The sequence below is a fragment of the Hymenobacter sp. FMD4 genome (assembly GCF_058932745.1).
Genome location: NZ_JBZYWH010000005.1, coordinates 70,189 through 92,494 on the forward strand (window position 1 = coordinate 70,189; position 22,306 = coordinate 92,494).

At 52.5% G+C, this 22,306-nt stretch carries 17 protein-coding genes; 13 read left to right on the top strand and 4 right to left on the bottom strand.

Annotated features, from left to right (window positions below):
* The first annotated feature begins 112 nt into the window (after positions 1 to 112).
* The 3 genes from AC5FXY_RS07080 to AC5FXY_RS07090 all read left to right on the top strand — a co-directional run bounded on the left by AC5FXY_RS07080 (position 113) and on the right by AC5FXY_RS07090 (position 3,758).
* Positions 113 to 574, top strand: a complete 462-nt coding sequence (locus AC5FXY_RS07080) for a hypothetical protein (protein ID WP_493555952.1) — start codon at positions 113 to 115, stop codon at positions 572 to 574.
* Between the two features lie 173 nt (positions 575 to 747).
* A complete protein-coding gene (gene htpG, locus AC5FXY_RS07085; protein WP_493555953.1) occupies positions 748 to 2,580 on the top strand; it encodes a molecular chaperone HtpG in 1,833 nt (610 codons plus the stop codon).
* Between the two features lie 188 nt (positions 2,581 to 2,768).
* Complete coding sequence (locus AC5FXY_RS07090; RefSeq protein ID WP_493555954.1) at positions 2,769 to 3,758, top strand: toxin-antitoxin system YwqK family antitoxin; 990 nt, start codon at positions 2,769 to 2,771, stop codon at positions 3,756 to 3,758.
* A gap of 18 nt (positions 3,759 to 3,776) precedes the next feature.
* On the opposite strand, the gene AC5FXY_RS07095 is transcribed toward AC5FXY_RS07090, so the two are convergent.
* Positions 3,777 to 4,127 (bottom strand): YraN family protein, encoded by a 351-nt coding sequence (locus AC5FXY_RS07095; protein WP_493555955.1) that lies wholly within the window; start codon positions 4,125 to 4,127, stop codon positions 3,777 to 3,779.
* A 262-nt stretch (positions 4,128 to 4,389) separates the two neighbouring features.
* On the opposite strand from AC5FXY_RS07095, the gene lipB reads away from it, so the two are divergent.
* From lipB to porN, 10 genes are all read left to right on the top strand, one after another.
* A complete protein-coding gene (gene lipB / locus AC5FXY_RS07100; protein ID WP_493556105.1) occupies positions 4,390 to 5,160 on the top strand; it encodes a lipoyl(octanoyl) transferase LipB in 771 nt (256 codons plus the stop codon).
* Positions 5,157 to 5,573, top strand: coding sequence for a hypothetical protein (locus AC5FXY_RS07105; protein WP_493555956.1), 417 nt, complete (start codon positions 5,157 to 5,159; stop codon positions 5,571 to 5,573). Before lipB ends, AC5FXY_RS07105 begins: the two co-directional genes overlap by 4 nt.
* A gap of 237 nt (positions 5,574 to 5,810) precedes the next feature.
* Positions 5,811 to 6,695: an MraY family glycosyltransferase gene (locus AC5FXY_RS07110; protein ID WP_493555957.1), complete on the top strand. Its 885-nt coding sequence runs from the start codon at positions 5,811 to 5,813 to the stop codon at positions 6,693 to 6,695.
* Positions 6,670 to 7,866, top strand: a complete 1,197-nt coding sequence (locus AC5FXY_RS07115) for a DUF4271 domain-containing protein (protein WP_493555958.1) — start codon at positions 6,670 to 6,672, stop codon at positions 7,864 to 7,866. The genes AC5FXY_RS07110 and AC5FXY_RS07115 overlap by 26 nt, the downstream gene beginning before the upstream one ends.
* 69 nt (positions 7,867 to 7,935) lie before the next feature.
* On the top strand, positions 7,936 to 8,766 hold the full coding sequence (locus tag AC5FXY_RS07120) for a uroporphyrinogen-III synthase (protein WP_493555959.1): 831 nt from the start codon (positions 7,936 to 7,938) through the stop codon (positions 8,764 to 8,766).
* A gap of 159 nt (positions 8,767 to 8,925) precedes the next feature.
* Positions 8,926 to 9,918, top strand: a complete 993-nt coding sequence (locus AC5FXY_RS07125; protein WP_493555960.1) for a PorP/SprF family type IX secretion system membrane protein — start codon at positions 8,926 to 8,928, stop codon at positions 9,916 to 9,918.
* A gap of 233 nt (positions 9,919 to 10,151) precedes the next feature.
* Entirely contained in the window at positions 10,152 to 11,168 is a 1,017-nt protein-coding gene (gene porK / locus AC5FXY_RS07130) for a T9SS ring complex lipoprotein PorK/GldK (protein ID WP_493555961.1), read from the top strand.
* Positions 11,169 to 11,266: 98 nt separating this feature from the next.
* Positions 11,267 to 12,031 carry a type IX secretion system motor protein PorL/GldL gene (gene porL / locus AC5FXY_RS07135; RefSeq protein ID WP_493555962.1) on the top strand — a complete coding sequence of 255 codons (765 nt, stop codon included), beginning with the start codon at positions 11,267 to 11,269 and terminating at the stop codon, positions 12,029 to 12,031.
* Between the two features lie 63 nt (positions 12,032 to 12,094).
* Positions 12,095 to 13,699: a type IX secretion system motor protein PorM/GldM gene (gene porM, locus AC5FXY_RS07140; RefSeq protein ID WP_493555963.1), complete on the top strand. Its 1,605-nt coding sequence runs from the start codon at positions 12,095 to 12,097 to the stop codon at positions 13,697 to 13,699.
* A 46-nt stretch (positions 13,700 to 13,745) separates the two neighbouring features.
* A complete protein-coding gene (porN, locus tag AC5FXY_RS07145; RefSeq protein ID WP_493555964.1) occupies positions 13,746 to 14,738 on the top strand; it encodes a type IX secretion system ring subunit PorN/GldN in 993 nt (330 codons plus the stop codon).
* Between the two features lie 112 nt (positions 14,739 to 14,850).
* Here porN and uvrC read toward each other — a convergent pair whose 3' ends face one another.
* From uvrC to porW, 3 genes are all read right to left on the bottom strand, one after another.
* A complete protein-coding gene (uvrC, locus tag AC5FXY_RS07150) occupies positions 14,851 to 16,668 on the bottom strand; it encodes an excinuclease ABC subunit UvrC (protein WP_493555965.1) in 1,818 nt (605 codons plus the stop codon).
* Between the two features lie 171 nt (positions 16,669 to 16,839).
* On the bottom strand, positions 16,840 to 19,185 hold the full coding sequence (locus AC5FXY_RS07155; RefSeq protein ID WP_493555966.1) for a penicillin-binding protein 1A: 2,346 nt from the start codon (positions 19,183 to 19,185) through the stop codon (positions 16,840 to 16,842).
* A gap of 10 nt (positions 19,186 to 19,195) precedes the next feature.
* Positions 19,196 to 22,201, bottom strand: coding sequence for a type IX secretion system periplasmic lipoprotein PorW/SprE (porW, locus tag AC5FXY_RS07160; RefSeq protein WP_493555967.1), 3,006 nt, complete (start codon positions 22,199 to 22,201; stop codon positions 19,196 to 19,198).
* Between the last annotated feature and the right edge of the window lie 105 nt (positions 22,202 to 22,306).

The following is a 22,306-nucleotide window of genomic DNA, read 5'->3' on the forward strand; positions in this document are numbered from 1 at the left end:
AGCGAGTAACGCTGATCATTGAGCGAGATTCATCGAGTATCAGGCAAGAAGCGTCAGCAAGGAAGTGGGCCAGCCATTTCTTTGCTGACGCTAACTGTTTGAACCTGTGCCGATGACTGTTCTATCTACTGATTCTCTGGTTGTCTTTCATGATCCGGAGCTTCGCTTGCTCTACCACCGTTGGCAGGGCGCGCACAACATGCATCTATTCCGCCCGGCGGTAGAGCATGTGCAACACATGCTACAGCGTCTTGCCATCGAGTACTGGGTGGTGGACTTGAGCGGCCTGCCCAACGTGGGCCTCGACGACCAGATATGGATTAATAGCGAGGTGCTACCCCAAGTGGAGAAATTGCCGTGCTTGCGCCAGCTAGCTTTAGTACTCGGCACCAACACCTATAATCAGCTTGCCGCAGAAAGCCTCCTGCATTTGGGTCGTCATCTGCTGAGCTTCGACGTGCAGTTTTTTACGGACGCTACTGTTGCGTTCGAATGGTTGATTAATCCTACCAGCGAGCCTGCCGTAGTGTATACCCCCAGAGCTGTAAGCCGAACGGTAAGCTATTCGCATTAATGAGCTTGCGTTTTGGCGTATTTACACGCCTCCGCTAAGGCTGCTGGCTGCCAAGCTGGCAGCCTTTGGGCATAATGCGTGAGGTGGAACAAGGTTTGAAGTCGGAACTCGTCGAGCGGCTTGCGTGGCCGCCCTTCTGATTATCAACTTACTTCACTTCATTGCCAACCGCTATGCAGGAAACCGGTAGCATCTCGATTCACACCGAGAATATCTTCCCCATCATCAAAAAATTCCTGTACTCCGACCACGAGATTTTTCTTCGTGAGTTGGTGTCCAATGCCGTCGATGCAACCCAGAAGCTGAAAAGCCTCGCGCAGCTGGGGGAGTACCAGGGCGAAGCCGGCGAGTTGAAGGTGACGGTGAGCGTGGACAAGGAAAAGCGCACCATCACCGTTTCCGACCGTGGCATCGGCATGACGGCCGAGGAAATCAAGAAGTACATCAACCAGATTGCCTTCTCCGGTGCCACCGAGTTTGTCGAGAAGTACAAAGACAAAGATGCTTCGGCCAAGGACCAGATTATCGGTCAGTTCGGTTTAGGCTTCTATTCGGCCTTCATGGTAGCGAAGGAGGTAGAGATTTTCTCCAAAAGCTTCAAGCCCGACACCGAAGCTGCCCGTTGGGTGTGCGATGGCAGCACGGAGTTCAGTCTGGAGACCGCCGACAAGGCTGAGCGCGGTACCGATGTAGTGCTGCACGTAGCCGAAGATTCCGATGAGTTCCTGGAGCCGCAGCGCCTGCGTGGCATCCTGACGAAGTACTGCAAGTTTCTGCCCATCGACATCGAATTTGAGGGTCAGGTCATCAACCAGACGCAGCCACTCTGGACTAAGCAGCCCAACGACCTTAAGGACGAGGACTATATCAAGTTCTACGAGGAGCTGTACCCGTTCACTGAGAAGCCGCTGTTCTGGATTCATCTGAACGTAGATTATCCTTTCAACCTGACGGGCATCCTCTATTTCCCGAAAGTGAAAGACGAGCTGCAACTGCAGCGCAACAAGATTCAGCTTTACTCGCGTCAGGTATTCATCACCGACGAGGTGAAGGACGTGGTGCCTGAGTTCTTGATGCTGCTCCACGGCGTGCTCGATTCACCCGATATTCCGCTGAACGTGTCGCGCTCCTTCCTTCAGGCCGACGCAAACGTGCGAAAAATCAATCAGTACGTAACGAAGAAAGTAGCCGACAAACTGGCCGAAATCTTCCGCAAGGAGCGTAGCTCGTTCGAGGAGAAGTGGTCCGACATCGGCCTTTTCATTAAGTACGGCATGCTGTCGGATGACAAGTTCTATGACCGCGCGAAGGATTTTGCCTTGCTGCAAAGCGAAGGTGGTAAGTTTTACACCCTAAACGAGTACAAGGAGTTTGTGCAGGCCAATCAGCAGGACAAAAATGGCCAAACCGTGCTGCTCTACACTACCGACGCTGAGGCCCAGCACGCTTACGTAGTAGCAGCCCAAGAGCGCGGCTATGATGTACTGAAGCTGGATGGCCCGCTCGATTCGCATTTCATCGGCCTACTGGAGCAGAAGCTGGAGAAAACCACCTTCAAGCGCGTCGACGCTGAAACTGTCAGCAAGCTCATCGAGAAAGAAGAGACTACTGAAAGTGTCCTCACCGACGACGAGAAGACCAAGCTACAGGAGCTTTTTGCTAAAGCCATCAACAACGAGCACATGCACGTGCAGGTGGAGGCCCTGGCCCCGCAGGATGCCCCTGTCATTATCACCCTGCCGGAGTTCATGCGCCGCATGAAGGACATGCAGCGTGTGGGCGGTGGCGGCGGCATGGCCATGTTTGGTACTTTGCCCGACAGCTACACGGTTAGCGTCAATGCCAACAACGCCGTGGCCCAGCGTGTGCTCAAAGCTGATGAAGAAGCCGCCACCAAACTGGCCAAGCAAGCTTTCGACTTAGCGCTGCTTGCTCAGGGCATGCTGAAGGGCGAAGCTCTGACGCAGTTTGTAAAGCGTAGCGCCGAGCTGCTAGCCACTGAATAAAAGCCTCTTAACTGATTTCAGAAGGGCCTTTCTCAGCCTGAGCGCTTCGCCACCTCGGTAAGCGTTCAGCTGGGCAAGGCCCTTCCTGCATTCGGCTCGCTGGGGAGGCACTAAACTACCGCTCGCCGTCGGGCACTATCAAACCCTATCTTTACGTTCCGCTTCCCGATAACCTGTCTTCTTCGTTGATGCGTTCGTTTCGCCTGTCGCCCACGCTGTTGCTGCTGCCACTAGTGCTGCTTGGAGCCTGTACCAAAAAAACGGTTTCCTTTAATAGCAAGCCCGATGCATCGGCAGTTGCCTTGTTGCCGCTCGATTCGCTCTCGGCATCCCGACGCGATACGCTTGCTATGGCCCGCGACACGGTGAATGCCCCTTCGTTGAGCACTGCCAAGAAGCTGACCAAAGAAGAACAGCGCAAAGCCGAGGAAAAGCAGAAAGCCGATCAGCGTAAGGCCATGGCCAAGCGTAAGAAAAGCATCTTCCTTGGCGAACGAATCAAGAAGGGTTACACCAAATCGGGGCCGAAAGGGCGAAATCAGGTAATCGAAATCTTCTATTACATGAAGGTTCCAAAGCAGCCGAATCCCTATGCCCCCACCAAATGGTACTTTAACCCAGCTAAAAAGCGCATCGAAAAAACGGCTTCCGCCGCCGAAGCCGACCTTGCCAAGTACAAGGTGTTGCACGGTCCTTATAAGAAGATGCAGGGTGGTAAGGTGGTCGAAACCGGATTCTACTTTGTCGGAACCAGGCACCTGCGCTGGGAGCGGTTCAACCGGGAAAACATCCTGCTCAGCAAGGTGCACTATGAGCAGGGTTTCCCGCGCGACGCCAACATCAGCTACTATGACGGCGCCCGCACCATGGTAAAGGAGATAGTGCCTTATACCGATGGCAAACTGGAAGGCGACTACGCCAGCTTCAAAGCAAACGGCCAACTGGACTGGGCTGGGCAGTTTGAAAACGGCCGCAAAGTAGGCACTTGGACCAAATACTGGGGCTTTCGCAACCGCCGCCACTACGAGTATGAGTACGGCGAATCGGGCTACGAGCCCGAAGCGGAGCCCGTGTTAATAAAGGAGTACAACCGCAACGGCGTGCTGATCTACGAGAAAGACAAACTCGACAAGCGCGCCGAAGACGCCAAGAACCCTCTCACACCGCGTCGCAATTAGTCAATATTGACGTCCTCTTTAAAAGGCGTCTTCGAATGCTTCCACCCGAAAGCCTTGTGAGCTAGGCGTTAGGGCCAGAATATCGAAGCGAATGTCGCCTGGCCAGTTACAGCTGATGAGGTAGTGCTCGGCTGCCAGCCGAATGCGTTGCTGCTGGGCTGCCGTCACAAATTCTTCGGGGTAGCCGTACCGCAAGTCGGTACGTACTTTTACTTCTACGAACACTAAGCGCTGGTCGCCCTGTTGCACAATTAAGTCGATTTCGGACCGCTTAAAACGATAATTGCGTGCCCGAATGGTAGCACCACAAGCTAGATAATAGTCGACGGCGGCTTGTTCGCCAGCAGCACCGAGGGTAGGGGAGGCCATAACGTTAGCTAACGTTGATAAAGTCGGCAGAAGCTACAGCATTTGCTGCGTTTATGCTGTACCATACAAGTTGGGGACTGTTGTAGCTCACTTCTTATTTAAGCGCACCATCAATTGCTCAAGCTGTTGAAGGTGAGGTTAAACCCTGATTTTCGTAAATTGCTTAACTGTCAACTCCCGACCGAGTACCGGTGATTGGTGGTTTAGCTATTTCCTTTGTGGTATGGAATCCGAACTTTACTCAGCCTGCGTGCAGCCCGTAATGCCTGCGACGGCCCCCAGCGCCGATCTGCCGTTGCCCGCCAACAGCAGCCGGCGCATTGAGCTACAGCGCCTGGGCCAGGTTGAGTATGTACCCACATGGGATTACCAGGAAAAGCTACTTGCTGAAACCCTGGCCATCAAAACCCTCAATCGCCAAAACGAGGGAACGGGCATTGCGCCAGCATTTACCCCCAATCATTTGCTGCTCTGCGAGCATCCGCCCGTGTACACGCTCGGCAAAAGCGGCAAGCCCGAACATCTGCTACTAGACGATGCTGGGCTGCTTGCACGCAATGCGTCCTTCCACCGAATCAACCGGGGTGGTGACATCACTTACCACGGCCCTGGTCAACTAGTCGGCTACCCGATTCTGGACCTAGAAAATTTTAAGCCAGACATTCACTTCTACCTCCGCACGCTGGAAGAAGCCATCATACGGGTACTGGCCGAATACAACCTGAATGCCGGTCGCATTGCAGGCCTTACCGGCGTTTGGCTCGATTTTGAAGACAACGCACCCAATCCGCGCAAAATCTGTGCAATGGGCGTGAAATGCAGCCGCTGGGTAACTATGCACGGCTTCGCACTTAATGTCAATACCGACCTGACTTACTTTGGGCACATCGTTCCTTGCGGTATCACTGACAAAGCTGTTACCTCACTACAGCAGGAGCTCGGTCGCGAAATTTCGCTTCCGGAAGTGGAAGACCATGTGGTCCGACACCTGTCCGAACTCCTCAATGCCGAAATCATCGAACAAGGCGCATGAAAGAGAATATCAACTTTGATCCAGTAGAGGGAGTATCAGTAGCCGTCGTGCCCGATGACGCCGCTGCTGTGGAGCTGGGTAAGCCGGGCTGGTTAGTGTACTTGCTTAACCATAACGACTTCGCGCTCCAAAACGTCATTGTGAGTTCTAACGGTTACGGAACCGACAACGAAGGACACAACGTACGTACCTCGACGTTGCGCCACCACTTTCCGGAAGTCGAAGCCTTTTCCGCAGTGCCTCTGGAGCCTATTGACCCTGCTTTGTTTCATCTAAACAATCAGTACTGGGTCAGCTATTACCGCGGTAGCCAGATTTTCGACAAGAAATTCATTTTCGTGCCCGACTCCATTGTTGCCGACAACCTTATTCCCATTGCTCTGCTAGGGCGTGAAGGAGTGCTTCACACCTGAAGCAATCTGGCTTCCATGGTTGTTGCGTAACTTTGTGCGTCTCACCACTTACTTATGAATGCAAACGGCGTGACGCTTGGGTTGGCCTTCCTTTGGGCTTTTTTAGTAGCGCTGTTCGCGGTACCATCGGTTATCTATATAGCTCACCTTAAGAACATGCTCGATCTGCCCAACAAGCGGACCGTGCACGCTATCCTTACGCCCCGGTTGGGCGGGGTAGCCATATTCGCAGGCTTTATGTCGGCCCTCACCATTTTCGCTGACCTCGGCAACGGTGTACAGCAACTCTTAGCGGGTTGCATTGTTCTTTTCTTCGTTGGCCTCAAAGACGATTTGGTGTCCATATCGCCTGCTAAGAAGTTGGTGGGTCAGTTGCTGGCTACCGGGATTGTTATGTTCATGGCTGATATCCGCATCACCAGCTTCCAGGGCATTTTCGGAATTCACGAGTTACCCATCGGCATTAGCTACGCTTTCACATTTTTGGCTATTGCTGGCATAACCAACGCCATAAATCTGATTGATGGGCTGGATGGTTTGGCTGGCTCTATTGTCATCATCATCGTCAGCACGTTCGGTTACTACTTTTATCGTTTTGGTGGTGCTTCCTTTGGTAATTACGTTTTCATCTCGGTTTGCGTGATTGGGGGAATGCTGGGCTTCTTGCGCTATAACTTCCACAAGGCCACCATATTTATGGGTGATACTGGCTCCTTGCTCTGTGGCTTTATCGTATCGGTACTGACGATTCAATTCATTGAAATGGGTGTACATGCGCATCAGCCCTTCGGCTCAGCCAACCCGTCAGTAGCTTTCGGTATCCTATTCGTGCCACTGTTTGATACGCTACGCGTTTTCACAGTGCGGGTGCTGAATGGAACCTCTCCCTTCACCCCCGATAAAAACCATATTCACCACCGAATTATGGCTATGGGCTTTCAGCAGATCAGCACCGTGCTTCTGTTAGCACTGCTGAATCTCGTAGTAATTCTGTTCGTTATTAATTTCTCCGACCTCGGTAACACGCTCCTGATTGCCGGGTTGCTTGTGTTTTCCTTGTTACTGAGTGTATTTTTAGGCACTTACCGTAGCCGCAGTGCGCAACAACGAGTGGCTTCTTAATCAACGGTGGACGCTTGCATGGCTGGCAATGTTGTTTGCGGCCATGCTATGCATCCTTGGTAGCACTGCCCAGGCGGCTGAATACCGGCCTTTGCCTCCTGACCCACGGACGGGTCTAAACAAAGATTGGCTTATTCACGATAGCGAAGGCAATAAGTTAGTGCTGTTTTTACCAGGTTACCACACGCCAGCTCGTGCTTATTACCAATGGGTAGATATTCAGCCTAAGCAGCCGTTTCTTATTTCCTTTGCCGCCAGGCAAAACCTTACCCTGTTTATTGACAATCAATTAGCTTTCAAAGCCGATGCATCGGCAAATTATACGGTTGACCTCGCTGAGCTATTGCCTGCTCCCAAGCTCCCGGGCCATCACCTCTTATGTGTATGGCATCCCGAGGTTACTCCAAACTATTCGTCTTTCAGCAATGTTGTTCGTTCGATAACTAAAGTAGCCGCTGCTAAGGAAGCCAGATGGTGGAGCCCCAAACAACGAATGGGCGGCCACCAAGGAGAAAACGTATTTCTCTGCTTTCTGCTATTCATTGGCTTGTTATACGGCGGTATCCGAACCGTGTACCGACCTGGCTTTGCTCGTATTTACGAGTTGTGGAGTAATGCTCCTGGCGAGCAAAACTTCCTAACCCGTCCTACTATCACGTGGCTGAACCTTCTGTTGGTGCTGGTATTTGCTTTATCATTCGGTTTGCTAATCGTAGCTATCCATACTAACGTTCAAAGCATTATAATTCTACGGCAACTTTTTGCAGTAACCGAAACGGGATTAGTTTCTCGGGTAGTGCTTTACGCTTCCCTCATCGCTGCCTTTGTGCTGTTCAAAGCGGTTTACCTAGCCTTGATGGGGTATATATTCGATTTATCTGCTTTAGTATTGGTTCAGTACCGCGAATTTGTTAGGAGCTTGCTCTTTATGGGATTGTTTCTACCTATAGTGATGTTACTATATCTGGTGCTAAACCAAACTTGGCCAGAAGGAGTGTTATGGGTATCCAATGGGGTGGTCTCCCTAATGCTGCTAGCTACGGTATTTCGCGTCGCACGCACACTTCACCGCCGAATGCCACTCTGGAATCTACATTTGTTTTCGTACCTTTGCGCCACCGAAATCATACCCTTGACTGTGTTGCTCAAGTTGTTGGTCGTTACTTATTAAGTAAACGACAGCTTATTTCCTTGCCCACAGCTCCCTTTCGTATCGCTTAGCTTTACTTTCTTTCCTCACATGGCTGAGAGCACCGACAAGCCGGGTACCGGTCGACACGCCAAGCGCATCCGCAGCATCTTGGTTACCCAACCCAAGCCGGCTAATGATGTGTCGCCCTACTTTGCTATTGCCGATAAATATGGCATCAAAGTAGACTTCCGGGAGTTTATTCAGGTCGACCCTGTCTCTTATAAGGATTTCCGAAAAGAGAAGGTTAATATACAGGAGCACACGGCAATTATCTTCACTAGCCGCAATGCCGTTGACCACTTCTTCCGTATATGTCAGGAAGCTAAGCTGGAAATGCCCGCTGAGATGAAGTACTTCTGCATCTCCGAGCAAACAGCTAATTACCTGCAGAAATATATCGTCCTGCGTAAGCGTAAGCTTTTTGTAGGTCAGCGTACTGCTGTTGACTTGTTCGAGGTCATCAAGAAGCATAAGAACGAGAAGTTTCTCTATCCATGCTCCGATATCCGCAAAGATGATATTCCAGAATTCATGCGTGCCAACGGCTTCAAGTTCACCGAAGCTGTCATCTACCGCACCGTGGCCAGCGACCTGTCTGATCTGTCTGATGTGAAGTATGATTGCATAGCTTTCTTCAGTCCCTCAGGTATTAGTTCGTTGTTTATCAACTTCCCTGATTTCGTTCAGGACGGAACTAGAATTGCCGCTTTTGGTCCTACAACTGCCAAAGCTGTCATTGATGCTGGCTTGGAACTAGACATCGAAGCACCGCAGCCCAATGCACCTTCTATGACCGGTGCAATCGAAGCTTATATCCGTTATCATCACGGTAGCGAAATAGCAAAAGAGCAGACACGCAACAATAAACAAAAAGCCTAAGCACAAGCTAAGTAGTTGATAGTAAGCGGCCAGCATAGTATTTATGCTGGCCGCTTGTTTTTTTGGGGAGATTTGTTGCGGGTGTAATTTTCTATACATTTGAAAAACTTACGCTGACCCACCCATCAACCGTAACCACCCACCTCTTAGTTGCTTCCTATGAAGGGACCTTTACTTGCCACTCTTTTGCTCTCAGCAGTGGCTGGGACAGCAGTTGCTCAGCAGCAACCGCAATTCAGCCACTATGCCTTCAATGGCATGTTTTTAAACCCCGCCTACGCCGGCATCAAAGGGCAAGGTGAGTTTATCGCCATAGGTCGTTACCAGTATTATAACTACAAGGCAACCTTAGATCGGGGGGGTGAGCCTAAGACGTATATGCTCTCTGGTTCATTGCCTATAGCCGCTATAGGTGGTGGGGTTGGTTTCAACCTCTATCGAGACGAAATTGCCCAGTCTGATATAACCTCTGCATCTCTCTCTTACTCCAAGCACTTCAAAATAGGTGACGAAGGGCGTTTGGGTATTGGTGTTCAAGGAATTTACAATAACTGGAGCCGCGGCGAGTACCGCCCAGCTGAAGAAGGGGATGCCAGTGTCCCTGCAAACGGTTCCGACAATAAGTTTGATGCTGGTGCAGGCGTATGGTATGAATCACCACGCTGGTACGCAGGTTTTAGCGTCAATAACCTGTTGCGCTCGGAGTACAAGTTTCAAAGTGTAACCGGAACTGAAACCGCAAAGGCTACGGCTGAGAACCACGCTTATCTGAGCGTTGGTTATAATTTTGAACTTACCGATGCTATTGTGCTGACTCCTAATGCGGTCGGTAAAATGGTGTGGCCTGGCAAGTTCGGTGACAGCAAAAAGTTTTCGCTGGATAACAATTCCTTTGAAGCAGGCCTGCGTGCTACGCTTAACGACCGTTTCTGGGGTGGAGTTGGTTACCGGTACGACGAATCATTAACTGGTTTGATCGGCGGATCCGTGCTGAAAGATAATGCGCTGCGAATAGGTTATTCATTCGACTGGATTGCATTTAATCAAGATGCCCGTGCATTTAGTTCGCACGAAATTATGATTTCTTATCGCCTTCCTAAACCCGGGTTGGCCGTTCGCCCCGCTATCCGTACACCGCGTTACAGCTTCTAACTGTTGGCCTTCGGGGTAAAATCCGGCGCTGTAGCGGCTTTATGCCCAGATTTTTTGCCTGCGTGTAATAACTTGAGTCCCTCAGTCGTTTTGCTGGCCGCATAACCGGTTCGTAAACAAACTGATGGCCTTTAGCTAAATGCTTGCTTGCGAAAAGGTTTGTCGCTAAATTTGCCAAGCGCAAAATTGTAATCTTTGGGTATCGCCGCCTGAACAGTCACTTTCACCCTCACATGAACAAGTTTCTTGGTTTGCCCCTCATCGCCTCAGTGGCCTTGATGTTGGGGGCTTGCAGCTTCGGCAAAGGCCCTCAGGGTGACCTGGTGGGCGCTGAGGACCGCCCCGAATTTAACCCTCAAGAGGTGCCTTTTGGTATGGTACCTTGCCCTGGCGGTACCTTCCACATGGGTCAGACCGACGAGGACATTGCTGCCTCAATGGTTAACATGAACAAGCAGGTAACCATTGCCGGCTTTTACATGGACGAGACGGAAATTACTAACAACGAATACCGTCAGTTCATGAATGCGGTCCTTCAGGACTCCATCGACGTGCTGGGCCAGGAGTACATTATGACCGAACTCTACCCGGATACTACGGTTTGGGTACGAGACTTCACCTATCATATGGGTGACCCGCTCATGGAGTACTACTACAGCCACCCTGCTTTTGACGATTATCCTGTTGTTGGGGTAGACTGGTTTGCTGCCAAGTATTTCTGCAACTGGCGTACAAAGCACAAGAATGCCGCTGCTGCCGAAGCAGGCGTAGCAGGAGTGCCTGGTTTCCGTCTTCCTTCAGAAGCTGAGTGGGAATACGCTGCGCGCGGTGGTCGTGAATTAGCGACCTTCCCCTGGGGTGGCCCATACTTGCGCAACTCAAAAGGTTGCATGTTGGCGAACTTTAAACCCGGTCGTGGTGATTATGCCTCTGACGGTTTCGCATATACCTCGCCAGTAGGTGCTTACTTCCCCAACGACTTCGGCCTATACGACATGGCTGGCAACGTATCCGAATGGTGCGATGATGCCTACATGGAGTCCTCTATGCCCGTAGTATGGGATATGAACCCAACCAACCCGGACGATAACGAACCCCGCAAAGTTGTTCGTGGTGGCTCTTGGAAAGATATTGCTTACTTCCTCGAAACGGGTACCCGCAACTTCGAATACCAAGACTCAGCTCGTTCTTACATCGGTTTCCGCTGTGCCCTAATTCAGATTGGCATGGGCACCAACAACCGTCTGTAATCCCTTGTTTTTCCCTCTAGTTTTTCAAACTCACACCCACTTTTTCAACTTCTTACTTTACAATGGCACAAAAAGGGAATTTTCTGTATGACTCGGTCATGCCGAAAGTGTATGGCATCGGTGCAGCGGTCGTAATTATCGGGGCGCTGTTCAAGATCCAACACTGGCCGGGTGCCGATAGCATGCTGATCGTGGGTCTGGGAACTGAGGCGGTGATCTTCTTCCTGAGTGCTTTCCAACCTACTGCTAAGGATCCGGATTGGTCGCTGGTTTACCCCCAGCTAGCTGAAGGGTTTGATCCTTCTACTGGCAATTCTTTCAGCGCTGAAAACTCGGGCACCGGCTTGACCCGCAAGCTCGACGACATGCTGAAGGATGCTAACGTGACTCCCGACGCTATCAAGTCGCTGGGCGAAGGCCTGAACCGCTTGAGCACTACTACCTCGCAGCTTTCTACGCTCGGCGACGCTACCAACGCTACCGACGAGTACACCCAGAAAGTACGTGGCGCTGCTCAATCTTTGGAGCGCATTAACTCGGCTTATCAGCAAACCGCTGAGGCTATGACTGCCATGGCTGATGCTACGTCGGATGCCCGCGAGTACCACCTGCAAGTACAGAACGTAACCAAGAACTTGGGCGCTCTGAACGCGGTGTACGAAATGGAACTGCAGGATGCTAACACCCACCTGAAGTCCATGAACAAGTTCTATGGCACGCTTAGCCAAGCTATGGAAAACCTTGTTACCGCTGGTAAAGACACCGAGCAGTTCAAGGATGAAGTTGCTAAGCTGACGGTTAACCTGAACTCGCTGAACCGCGTGTACGGCAACATGTTGAACGCTATGCGCTCCACCAACTAATTGTTGGGGTAGCATACACTAGTTCTCAATCCACCCACGACTTCTTTATAGGAATCAATAACAATGGCGGGAGGTAAAGAAACACCGCGGCAAAAGATGATTGGCATGATGTACTTGGTACTGACTGCCCTTCTTGCGCTGCAAGTAAACTCCGCGATTCTTCTCAAATTCAAGTTTTTGGATGACAGCCTTACCAGCATCAACACCAAGGTCTCCAAAGACCATGATGGCCAGGTAAAAGGCATTCAAGCTGCGGTTGAGAAGAACCGTAACCAAGCAAAAGACTTGGCTGTGCTGAAGCGCAGCGAAGAGGTCCGGTCGCAGACACAGCAAATGATTTCTTATCTGCGTGGTGTGCGTGACCAACTCGTAACGGCCACTGAAAACACCAAGGGCAAAAACGAGTACAAGAACATGAGCGCCGAAGATAAGGTAGCCATTGCCATGCTTGGTGGCAAGCGTGATGGGCTAGCTTATAAGATGAAGGATGAGTTGAACAAATACTCGACCTACATCAACGGAGTAATGCAAACCCTGAGCAATCCTTCTAAAGTTGAGCCTCTCGCTCTCGATGCTAAAGAGGATGCTGGTGTAACCGACCCTGAGCAGAAGAACAAAAACTTCGCTGAGCTGAATTTCGAGAATACTCCTCTCGTAGCTGCCTTGGCAGTTTTGTCGCAGAAGGAAGCCGAAGTACTGAAGTACGAATCGGATGCTCTAGCTAAGCTGGCTGCGGAAGTAGGTGGACAAACCATCGTTTTCGACAAGATAGGTGCTTTTGCTAGCGCTGAGTCCAATACGGTAGCTGCTGGTACGAAATACAAGGCAGAATTGTTTCTGACGGCTTCTGCTTCAGGCATGCGTCCGAGTATGACGCTGAACGGTTCTCCGTTGCAGGTTGACCCGAGCACTGGTAAGGGCAAGATTGAGTTCACGGCTACTCCTGGCGCATTCGATGCTTCGGGTAACGCCAAGAAAACTTGGACTGGTACCATCCGCATCAACAATAACGGCCGCGACACCACGTTTAAGGTGACAGTACCTTACGTTGTAAGCAAGCCAGTTATGCAGATCCAGTCGGCTTCGGTTCAGGCACTGTACTTTAAGTGCGGCAACAAGCTGAGCGTACAAGTACCTGCATTGGGGCCTCAGTACAAGCCGGGCTTCTCTGCTTCGGGTGCTCAAGTAATCCAAGGCGACAAGCTGGGTGAAGTAACCCTGGTGCCGAACTCACGTGAGGTAACCTTAAACGTAAGCAGCGGCGGTAACGCTATTGGCTCGCAAACCTTCCAGGTTCGTCCTATTCCCAAGCCGGAAATCAAATGCGTAGTAGGTGGCCGCGAAGCCAATGAAAAGCAGGGTACTCCTATCACGGCTGTGCGTAACCTGAGCTTGAAGGCAGTGCCAGATGCTGGCTTTGCTACCTTCTTGCCTGAGGATGCTCGTTACCGTGTAACACGCTACGAGGTAACGCTGGTACGCGGTAAGCGTCCTGCTATTCCGACGCGCACCGTTAACGGCCCTGACGTAGATCTGAGCGACGTAGTAAACTCGGCTCGTGAAGGCGACCGTCTGTACATCGAAGTGAAGGAAGTACGCCGTATGAACTTCCGTGGTGAGCAGGAAGAGGTGAATATGAGCAAGCAGTTTAACGTGCCGCTGATCTAATACTAAGTTGTTGAACCAACTGCCTGAACTTTTGCCTTTCCCTCACATGAACAAGTTCCTCTCCTTAGCTGCAATTGCGGCTGGCCTGACGGTTTCGGTATCTGCCAGCGCACAGGAGCAAGCTACTACAGCCAGCAGCAACGGCTCGTATCGGCCCATTCCTAACTCCGATATCATGTTCCGCAAGACCGTATGGCGAGCTATTGACCTACGTGAAAAGCAGAACAAGCCGATGTTTGCGGAGGGCAAAGAAATTAGCCGGGTAATTCTAGAAGCCGTTAAGCGTGGTGAGTTGCAAGCTTACCGTAACGACTCTCTGACCTCGACGTTCACTCCGGCAGAAGTTGCCGCCAATGGCTCTTACGCTGCTGCCTCTAATGAACTGAGTGCAGAAGAGAAAGCTGCTGGTTTTACCCAAGAAGATACCGGCGGTGGTTGGGATGACGCTTGGGGTGGTGGTGCAAAGAAACCTGCTAAGGGTGCCGCTGCCACTACGAAGACGCAGCCCAAGCGTGACAAGAACGGCAAGATCATGAAGGACAAAAACGGTAAGACCATCATGGAGAAGGTCCCCGTTGCTGCCGCTGCTCCCCCGAAGCCTGTTGCGCCGCCGAGCTACGAGTACCGCCCCAAGGACATCTACCAGATGGAATTGAAGGAGGACATGATCTTCGACAAGAAGCGGTCCAGAATGTACCACGACATCAAGACCATCACGCTGCTGGTGCCTGCTACGTTGAGCTCCAACACGTCTGGTATTGAAAAGCCAATTGGTACCTTCAAGTATGCTGACCTGGTACGCGTGTTCCGCGCCAACCCGGACAAGGCTATTTGGTTCAACCCGCAAAACGACGCGCAGCACAAGAACTTGGCTGATGCCTTTGAACTCTGGCTGTTCAACTCTTACATCGTTAAGGTGTCGAACCCGAGCGACTCGCGTCTTGATGAAATCTACGGTGGCCAGCAGCAGGGTATCTTGGCTGCTTCGCAAGCCGCTGCTGATCTGATCGAGTACGAGTACAGCTTGTGGAGCTTCTAAGCTTCTGCTGACTTTAATAACAAAAGCCCCGGCCATATGGCTGGGGCTTTTTGCTTGTAAAAAAGTAAGCCAACTCCATTATAGTCGGTACGCTGCTAGCTCGTCGCTTGCGTTAGCTGCCTGCTTCAGCATCCTGTTGATCAAAGTAAGTCAGCAAAACTTTGGCCTTGGACTTGCCAATTTCGGCAATGAGCTCCTGTTCACTCAGCTCTTTGATCTTTTTCACAGACTTGAACTTGCTAAGCAGTTTGTCGGCGGTGACTGGACCTAAGCCTTTAACATCCGTGAGTTCTGTTTTGAGGGTCGCAGCGTCGCGGCGGGAACGGTGAAAGGTGATGCCAAAGCGGTGTGCTTCATCGCGCATGCGCTGAATCAGGCGCAGGGTTTCGCTTTTCTTGTCGATGTACAGCGGTAAGGGGTCATTGGGAACGTAGATTTCCTCCAAGCGCTTGGCTATGCCAATAATCGGTATCTGGCCCCAGAGGCCGAGGTCTTTTAGGGCCTTTACGCCCATGCCAAGCTGCCCTTTGCCCCCGTCAACCACGATCAGCTGCGGTAAGCTGGCACCTTCATCTAGCAAGCGGCGGTAACGCCGGGTAACGATTTCGTACATGGAGTCGAAATCATTGGGCCCTACCACCGTCTTGATATGGAAATGCCGATAGTCTTTCTTGCTAGGCTTGGCGTTTCGGAAACAGACCATGGCAGCCACCGGATTGTCCCCTTGGAAGTTGGAGTTGTCAAAGCATTCGATGTGTCTGGGCAAGTCCTTTAAACGTAAGTCTTTTTTTGCCTGCTCCAGAATACGAACCTCGTTCACATCTTTCGACTTCTCATTCATTGACTCCTTTTCCTTACGCAGGTAAAGCACGTTTTTGATTGAGAGGTTTAGCAGCTTGCGCTTATCGCCGATTTCCGGCACGGCTACTTTCACGCCAGGCAAGGGGAGGGGGGGCAACTCTACGTTGACCAAGATTTCACGTGAGTCGCTTTCAAAGTCTTGCCGAAGCTGCATAATCATGGGCGCCAAGATTTCGGCATCAGTCTCATCGAGCTTCTTCTGTACTTCCAACGATTGGGTAAGAATGATGGAGCCGCTCATCACTTTCAGGTAGCTGATGAAAGCTGACTTCTCATTGGACGCAATTCCAAACACATCAATATCCGACAGCGAAGGATTGACGATAGTGGATTTGACTTGAAAGTCATCAAGCTTGTCAAGCTTAAGCTTGTACTGATGAGCTAGCTCGTATTGTTGGTCAACTGCGGCCTGCATCATACGCTCCTTGAAGTAGCCCTTGGCCACTGTTAAGTTACCGGAGAGAATGTTGCGAATCTGCTGGATGTGCTGATTATAGATGTCCTCGTCAATCAGATCTTGGCAAGGGCCTTTGCAATTGCCGATGTGGTACTCCAAGCAGACCTTATACTTCCCAGCAGCCACGTTTTCAGGCGACAGGTTGTACGTACACGTCCGAAGCGGGTAGAGGGCACGAATGAGTTCTAGGATGACGTTCATGCCCGTCACGCTGGCATAAGGGCCATAGTAGCGCGACCCATCATTAATCTTGTTACGCGTGGGCAGTACGCGCGGAAACCGCTCATTGGTGATGCACAGATAAGGGTAAGTCTTACCATCCTTCAGCAGGATGTTGTACTTAGGCTGATGCTGCTTGATGAGGTTGTTTTCGAGCAGGAACGCGTCAGATTCTGAATCCACGATAGTGAATTCAATTCGTTCGATGTTCTTGACGAGCTGGCGCGTCTTCTGATTATGGTCCTGTTTGGTAAAGTAGCTGCTGACGCGTTTGCGCAGGTCGACAGCCTTGCCCACGTAGATGATGCGTCCTTCCGCATCGAAGTACTTATAGATGCCAGGGCGGTGCGGTAAATGGCGGATTTGCTCTTGCAAATGGGCTTTGGCAGCCATAGAACAGTATTGGCGTGAGGAGGCAACGAATTAAACTACTAAAACAACGCTGGGGTTGGCAGAATTCACCACTGGGGTAACTAGTAGGCATTAATATACCGGAGCTGGCTCTAACGGCAACGGCCCCACTCCAATGAAGTGAGGCCGTTGCCATGGAAGCCAATAAGCCTGTTAAATATCCTGATCCTTCAGGTCCTGTAGGTCTACCCGGTTAAGCTTTTGCTCATAGGGAATAGTATCTCGCTGACCACCGCCGTAGTAGCGCGAGCAGTCAATTTCGATGCTGAGAGGCTTCTGTGGTTTCGGAAATTCGCCCGTGCTGATACCAATTTCTTTGTTGTTGGCATACACCTGCTTCATAAACAGGCCGTAAATCGGCAGCGCCAATCTGGACCCTTGGCCATAGGAACCCGTGCGGAAGTGAATGCTGCGGTCCTCGCCGCCTACCCACATACCACATACCAAGTCCGGCGTCATACCCATAAACCAAGCGTCGGAGTAGTTTGACGTAGTGCCGGTTTTGGCCGCAATCTGATAGGGGAACTTGAAGCCGCCGCGCAGGATAATGGAGGTGCCTCCTTTTTCCTCTACTGCGCCGCGCATCATGTGCGTCATCAGGTAAGCCGTTTCCTCATTTAGCGCCTCCTTGATCTGAGGCACGAACTCGCGCAGCACATTGCCATTTTTGTCTTCGATACGGGTCACCATCATTGGGGAGGTCCAAACACCCCTATTGACAAAGGTGCTGTAAGCTCCACTAAGCTCATAAATGCTGACATCGGAGGAGCCAAAACCCACGGCGGGTACGGCTTCAATGGGCGAGGTGATGCCAAGGCGCTTGGCGTAGGCAACGACCGTTTCCGGGCCGAGTTGCTGGACCAGCCACGCAGTAATAGAGTTCATGGACCGGGCCAATGCCTGTCGTAGCGTAAAGGTCCGACCTGAGAAGCTGCCCTCAAAGTTGCGCGGGGTGTACGCCGGGCGGCCTGCTACGGCCGGGAAGGTCGTGGCTATGTCGGGCCGCTGGTAGCACGGTGAATAGCCTTGGTCGATGGCCGCGACGTACACAAAAGGCTTAAACGTGGAGCCGGGCTGGCGCTTGCCCTGCTTTACGTGGTCGTATTTGATGTATTTAAAATTAATGCCGCCCACCCAAGCTTTCACCTGGCCATTGAGCGGGTTCATGGCCATGAAGCCTGCGTGCAGGAAGCGCTTGTAATATGCAAGCGAATCCATGGGCGACATCAGCACCTCTTTTTCCCCACCGTTCCACGTGAAGACCTTCATCTTGTACTTCTTGTTGAGGTGGTACTTGATGGAGTCTTTGTTGCCGTCGTAGCGCGTATACAGCGAGCGGTACCGCTCGGTGCGCTGGATTGAGGAGGTAAGAAAATTCGGAATGAGCTTGCCGTTTTCGTCGCGCCAGGGCTGCTGCCCCTTCCAGTGGGCATCAAACCACTTCTGCTGCAGCTTCATGTGGTCGGCCACGGCCGACTCGGCATACTTCTGCATGCGGGAGTCGATGGTCGTGTAAATCTTCAGGCCATCGGCGTATAGGTCCTGCTCAGTTTCTTTGGCCCAACTGCGCAGCATTTTGCTGACCTCCACACGGAAGTACGGCGCGATGCCTTCGTTCTGGTTTTCGACTTTATAATCCAGCTTGATAGGGCGCGCTACGGCTGCTGCGTAAGCAGGCTCCTCGACATAGCCATATTTGCGCATCTGGCTCAACACCCAGTCGCGCCGCCGCTTGGCCCGCTCGGGGTTCCGAACGGGGTTGAACCAAGAAGGGCCGTTTACCAGCCCGACCAGCAATGCCGACTCCTCCAGGTTAAGGTTCTGCGGCTTTTTATTGAAGAAGGTCTTGGCGGCAGTATGAATGCCAAAGGCATTGGACCCGTACTCAGCCGTATTCAAATACATGCGCAGGATTTCGCGCTTGGTATAGTTCCGCTCGAGGCGCACGGCCAAAATCCATTCCTTGGTTTTGGTGATGAGCATACGTACGCCAGGCACGTCGTTGAGGCGGCCATCGTTTAGGTCTTCCCGGGTCCGGAATAGCAGCTTGGCAAGCTGCTGCGTCAAAGTACTGGAGCCCCGGCGGACGTTGCCGCGCACGGCATAGTACGGAATAGCGGCCATCCCCTTCAGGTCGATGCCGGAGTGGTCTTCGAAGCGGATGTCTTCGGTCGCGATGAGCGCGTCGATGAGGTTCTGGGGCAGGGCTTCGTAGTCGACCGGGGTGCGGTTTTCACGGAAGTACTTACCCATCAGCACGCCATCGGCCGAGTAGATTTCTGAGGCTACTTCACTCTTAGGATTCTCGAGCGTTTTTAGGTTCGGCATGCTGCCGAACAGATTCAGAAAGTTGACACTGACGGCCAGAATGAACAAAACGGCACTCAGCACACCAAGGCCAAAAAGCACCCACAAGGTGCGTGCAATGGCGCCGAAACGTTCGGGCCGGTTGGGTTTGGGACGAGAAGCAGGCTTGGACCGCGAAACGGTAGGGGACATGTTCCGGTGGTTACGGACGATAAACGGGTTGCGCAAAGCGCAAATATTCTTCCAGATTGCCGCGTGTCAGTAGTACGGGCAGGTTATCAATACCGATCAGGAAGGATTGGTAACCCGCATTACGCAGCTTCATCAGCGGACCTTGAGGGCCGCGCAATTTAAGCGCGTAGTTCTGCGCCACTTTGGCATTAGATAAAGACTGCACAATCAACACTTGCTGATCAGCGCCCAGAGGTTGAGCCTGAATTTGAAGGTTGCTGGTTTTGAAAAAGCGGTTGTTGTAGGCCGCTAGTTGATTTTGCAGGTCGGTGAAGGCTGCAGCATCCTTGGGATAAGCAATTACAACGGCGTGAGCGGCATTGAGGTCGGCGCTGTATGGAGAAGGTTCAACTGGAGTAGCAGGAGCCGGAACGGCCTCAACCGGCGGCGTGGTACCCGTGGGAGCAGTCGGCAGCGGTTGTGCAGCAGGCTGAGTTGTGGCCGGCTTATCGGGTGGCGCAGTGGTGCCGCCAGCTGGTTTGGTAGCTGCCGGTGCCGGTGGCGCAGTGGCTTTGGTATTGTCAGCTTTGGTGGCTGGCGTACCAGTGGGTGCAGGGGGAGGAGTAGCAGCGACTGGCTTAGAAGTCGAAGGCGTAACTACTGGAGAGTCGTTTTCGCCGTAAAGAATGCGGATGCGGTTATCTACCTCACCCGGCCGGTAGAAGGAAACTACTGGCTTGTCAGTTGAAGCCAAAGCGCCGGTAAGCTGGCCTGATTCGTAGCGGCCATAAGTAGCCAACAGTTCTTGCGCCCGGGGTAATAGAGAGCTTTCCGGATACTTCTTAATAAAAGCTTCCACTACGGGCTTATGCGTAGCGGGCGGCTGTGTCCGGAGCGTCAGCAGCAACTGCAAATACTCGGCGCGGTCGTTTAAGTCGGTTTCGGGATATTGCTTGCGGGCCTGCACCAGAGCCGCCGTGGCCTTTTTAAACTCCTGCTTCTTATACAGCGCAAAGGCGGAGTCTAAACGCACGGCCATGTTCTCATTTGCCACGGACGTACGCCGCAGATACTCGGGGTCGGCCACCAAGCGAGCGTAGGACGAATTCGGAAACTCCTGGCGCAGACGTTGGGCGTACACTTCGGCCTTGGGGTCGTTGAGCTCTTTGTAAATCAGGTAAAGACTGTAGTAGGTCTCTACTACATGCGGATTGCGGGGAAAACGCTGCAGGAGGTCCTCATAGGTTTGAACGGCCTTAGGTTGCTCCTTTAACTGCTGATTATAGATACCACCCAACGCGAACAGGGCCTCCTGTACTTTGGCTTCTGCCTGCTGCTGCTGTTCCGCCGTGAAAGGAATGCTCTGGCGGTATTGGGCCGCTAGCGCAGCTCGCTCATCGGCAGGAGTAGCTTGTTTGGCAGATGCTTCCCCGGCCGGGTTGATGGCAGAATTGCCGGCGCCGGCCACAGTGACGGGGGCACCGGCAGCCGGGGTTACAGGAGCACCAGTAGTAGCCAAGCTGCTGACGCGCCAGTTGTCGGTGAGTGGACGATTGCCCCAGCGGCGCTCGAAGTCGCCGCGGGCCGTACTCAGCGCTGTCGGGTTATCAAAGTACCACTGACGACCCGTCGAGCCGCTGGCGAAGGCCAATGGGTCTACGTCGGGGTTGCCCGTGCGGCTCAAGTCTTGGCCGGTAGCCGTCTGGTTGGCCCCGCGCGCGGCCAGGGCAGTCTGGCGGTCGGCTTCCCGCTTGCGGCGCAGCATCTCGGCGTCGGCAAAGGCTAGCAGGCGACTACGCAAAGTGGCAGTATCAAGACGGGCCAGGGTCAGCAGACTGTCTTGGGTTTCTATAATTGTCAGCTGCGCTGCAAAGTCGCGCAGGATGTCGCGCCGCTCTACGGTGGCGGCGTACTCCGGCACTTCGCGGGGCAGCGTTTGCGTGGTACTGTCGTAGTAAGCCGCGGCCAGTCGGTACTTCTGGCGGTTTTCATAATAGATGCGACCCGCTAGCAAGTAAGCGTAGCCTTTCTGCGCCTGATTGGTGGTACTGGCACGTATCGACTGATTTAGCAGCGCCAAGGCATCGTCGAAGCGCTCCTGCCGGTAGTTCAGCCGCGCCATCTCGTAATAAATCTTGTCGCGGTACTCCTTATTCTTCGAGTCCTTCAGCAGCTTGGCGAAGTATTTATTAAGGCGCACCCGGTCGTTCTGGTTCAGGTCCGACACTTGCCCCAGCATCAGCTTCGAGAAGAAGTCCAGTTCGTAAGGCGGGTTGCGCTTCAGAATCTTGTTGAGCTCCGCGTAGGCTTCCTTGTCCTGACCGGTGTTCTGGTAGAGCTGCGCCAGCACGTAACGGCTACGGGAGCGTTCGTCCTTCTTCGGGATATAAGGAATAGCCTTCTGCAGGTTTTCAATGGCCAGCTTATCGTTGCCTTGATGAATGTGGTACTGAGCGCGGGTCAGGAACAGCTCGCGGGCATTGGCTGGCGTGCCTTCCTCTTTATCTAGAATATCGGATACGGCCGCCGCATTGTCCCACTCCTTGGTAGTCATGTACGTGCGCATCAGCCAAATAAGCGCTTCGTGCCGGGCGTTGGCGTCCTTGCTGGTGGTGTTGACGTATTTAAACGTCTTGGCAGCGTCCTCAAACTCACGCTTGTAGTAGCGCGACTTGCCAATCAAGATATAAGCATCGTCGGTCCAATCACTGGTGCTGCGGCGCTGAATTGGCAAGGACGCTTTTTTCACTACCTCGTCCATATCCGCCGTCAGCTGCGCCGCCTTTACGGAGTCCACTGCCGGTAGTAAGGACAGCGTGCGGTTATAATCGTTGACGCGCTCTTTGCTGAGCTTGGTTTCGGTTTCCCGCATTTTCTCGCGGGCCAGGAAGTAGCCGTTGTCGCGGGCAGTGATATTCTGATAAGTGCGGGCTACTATATTATGGCGTTCGGCTGCGCAACCGCTCAGCAAAATGGCTGGGACAGCTACACAGACGCTCCAAGCGGATAGTAAGGCAAGACGCGCGGGATTCAGCACGGGCAACGAGCGGGTGGATGAGAAGATGCGTTGGGGGCAAAACGCTGTTTGGCAGCCGTTTCGTTCGGCGGAGTTCTTGCTCCTACAACGCCACAAATCAGCTAA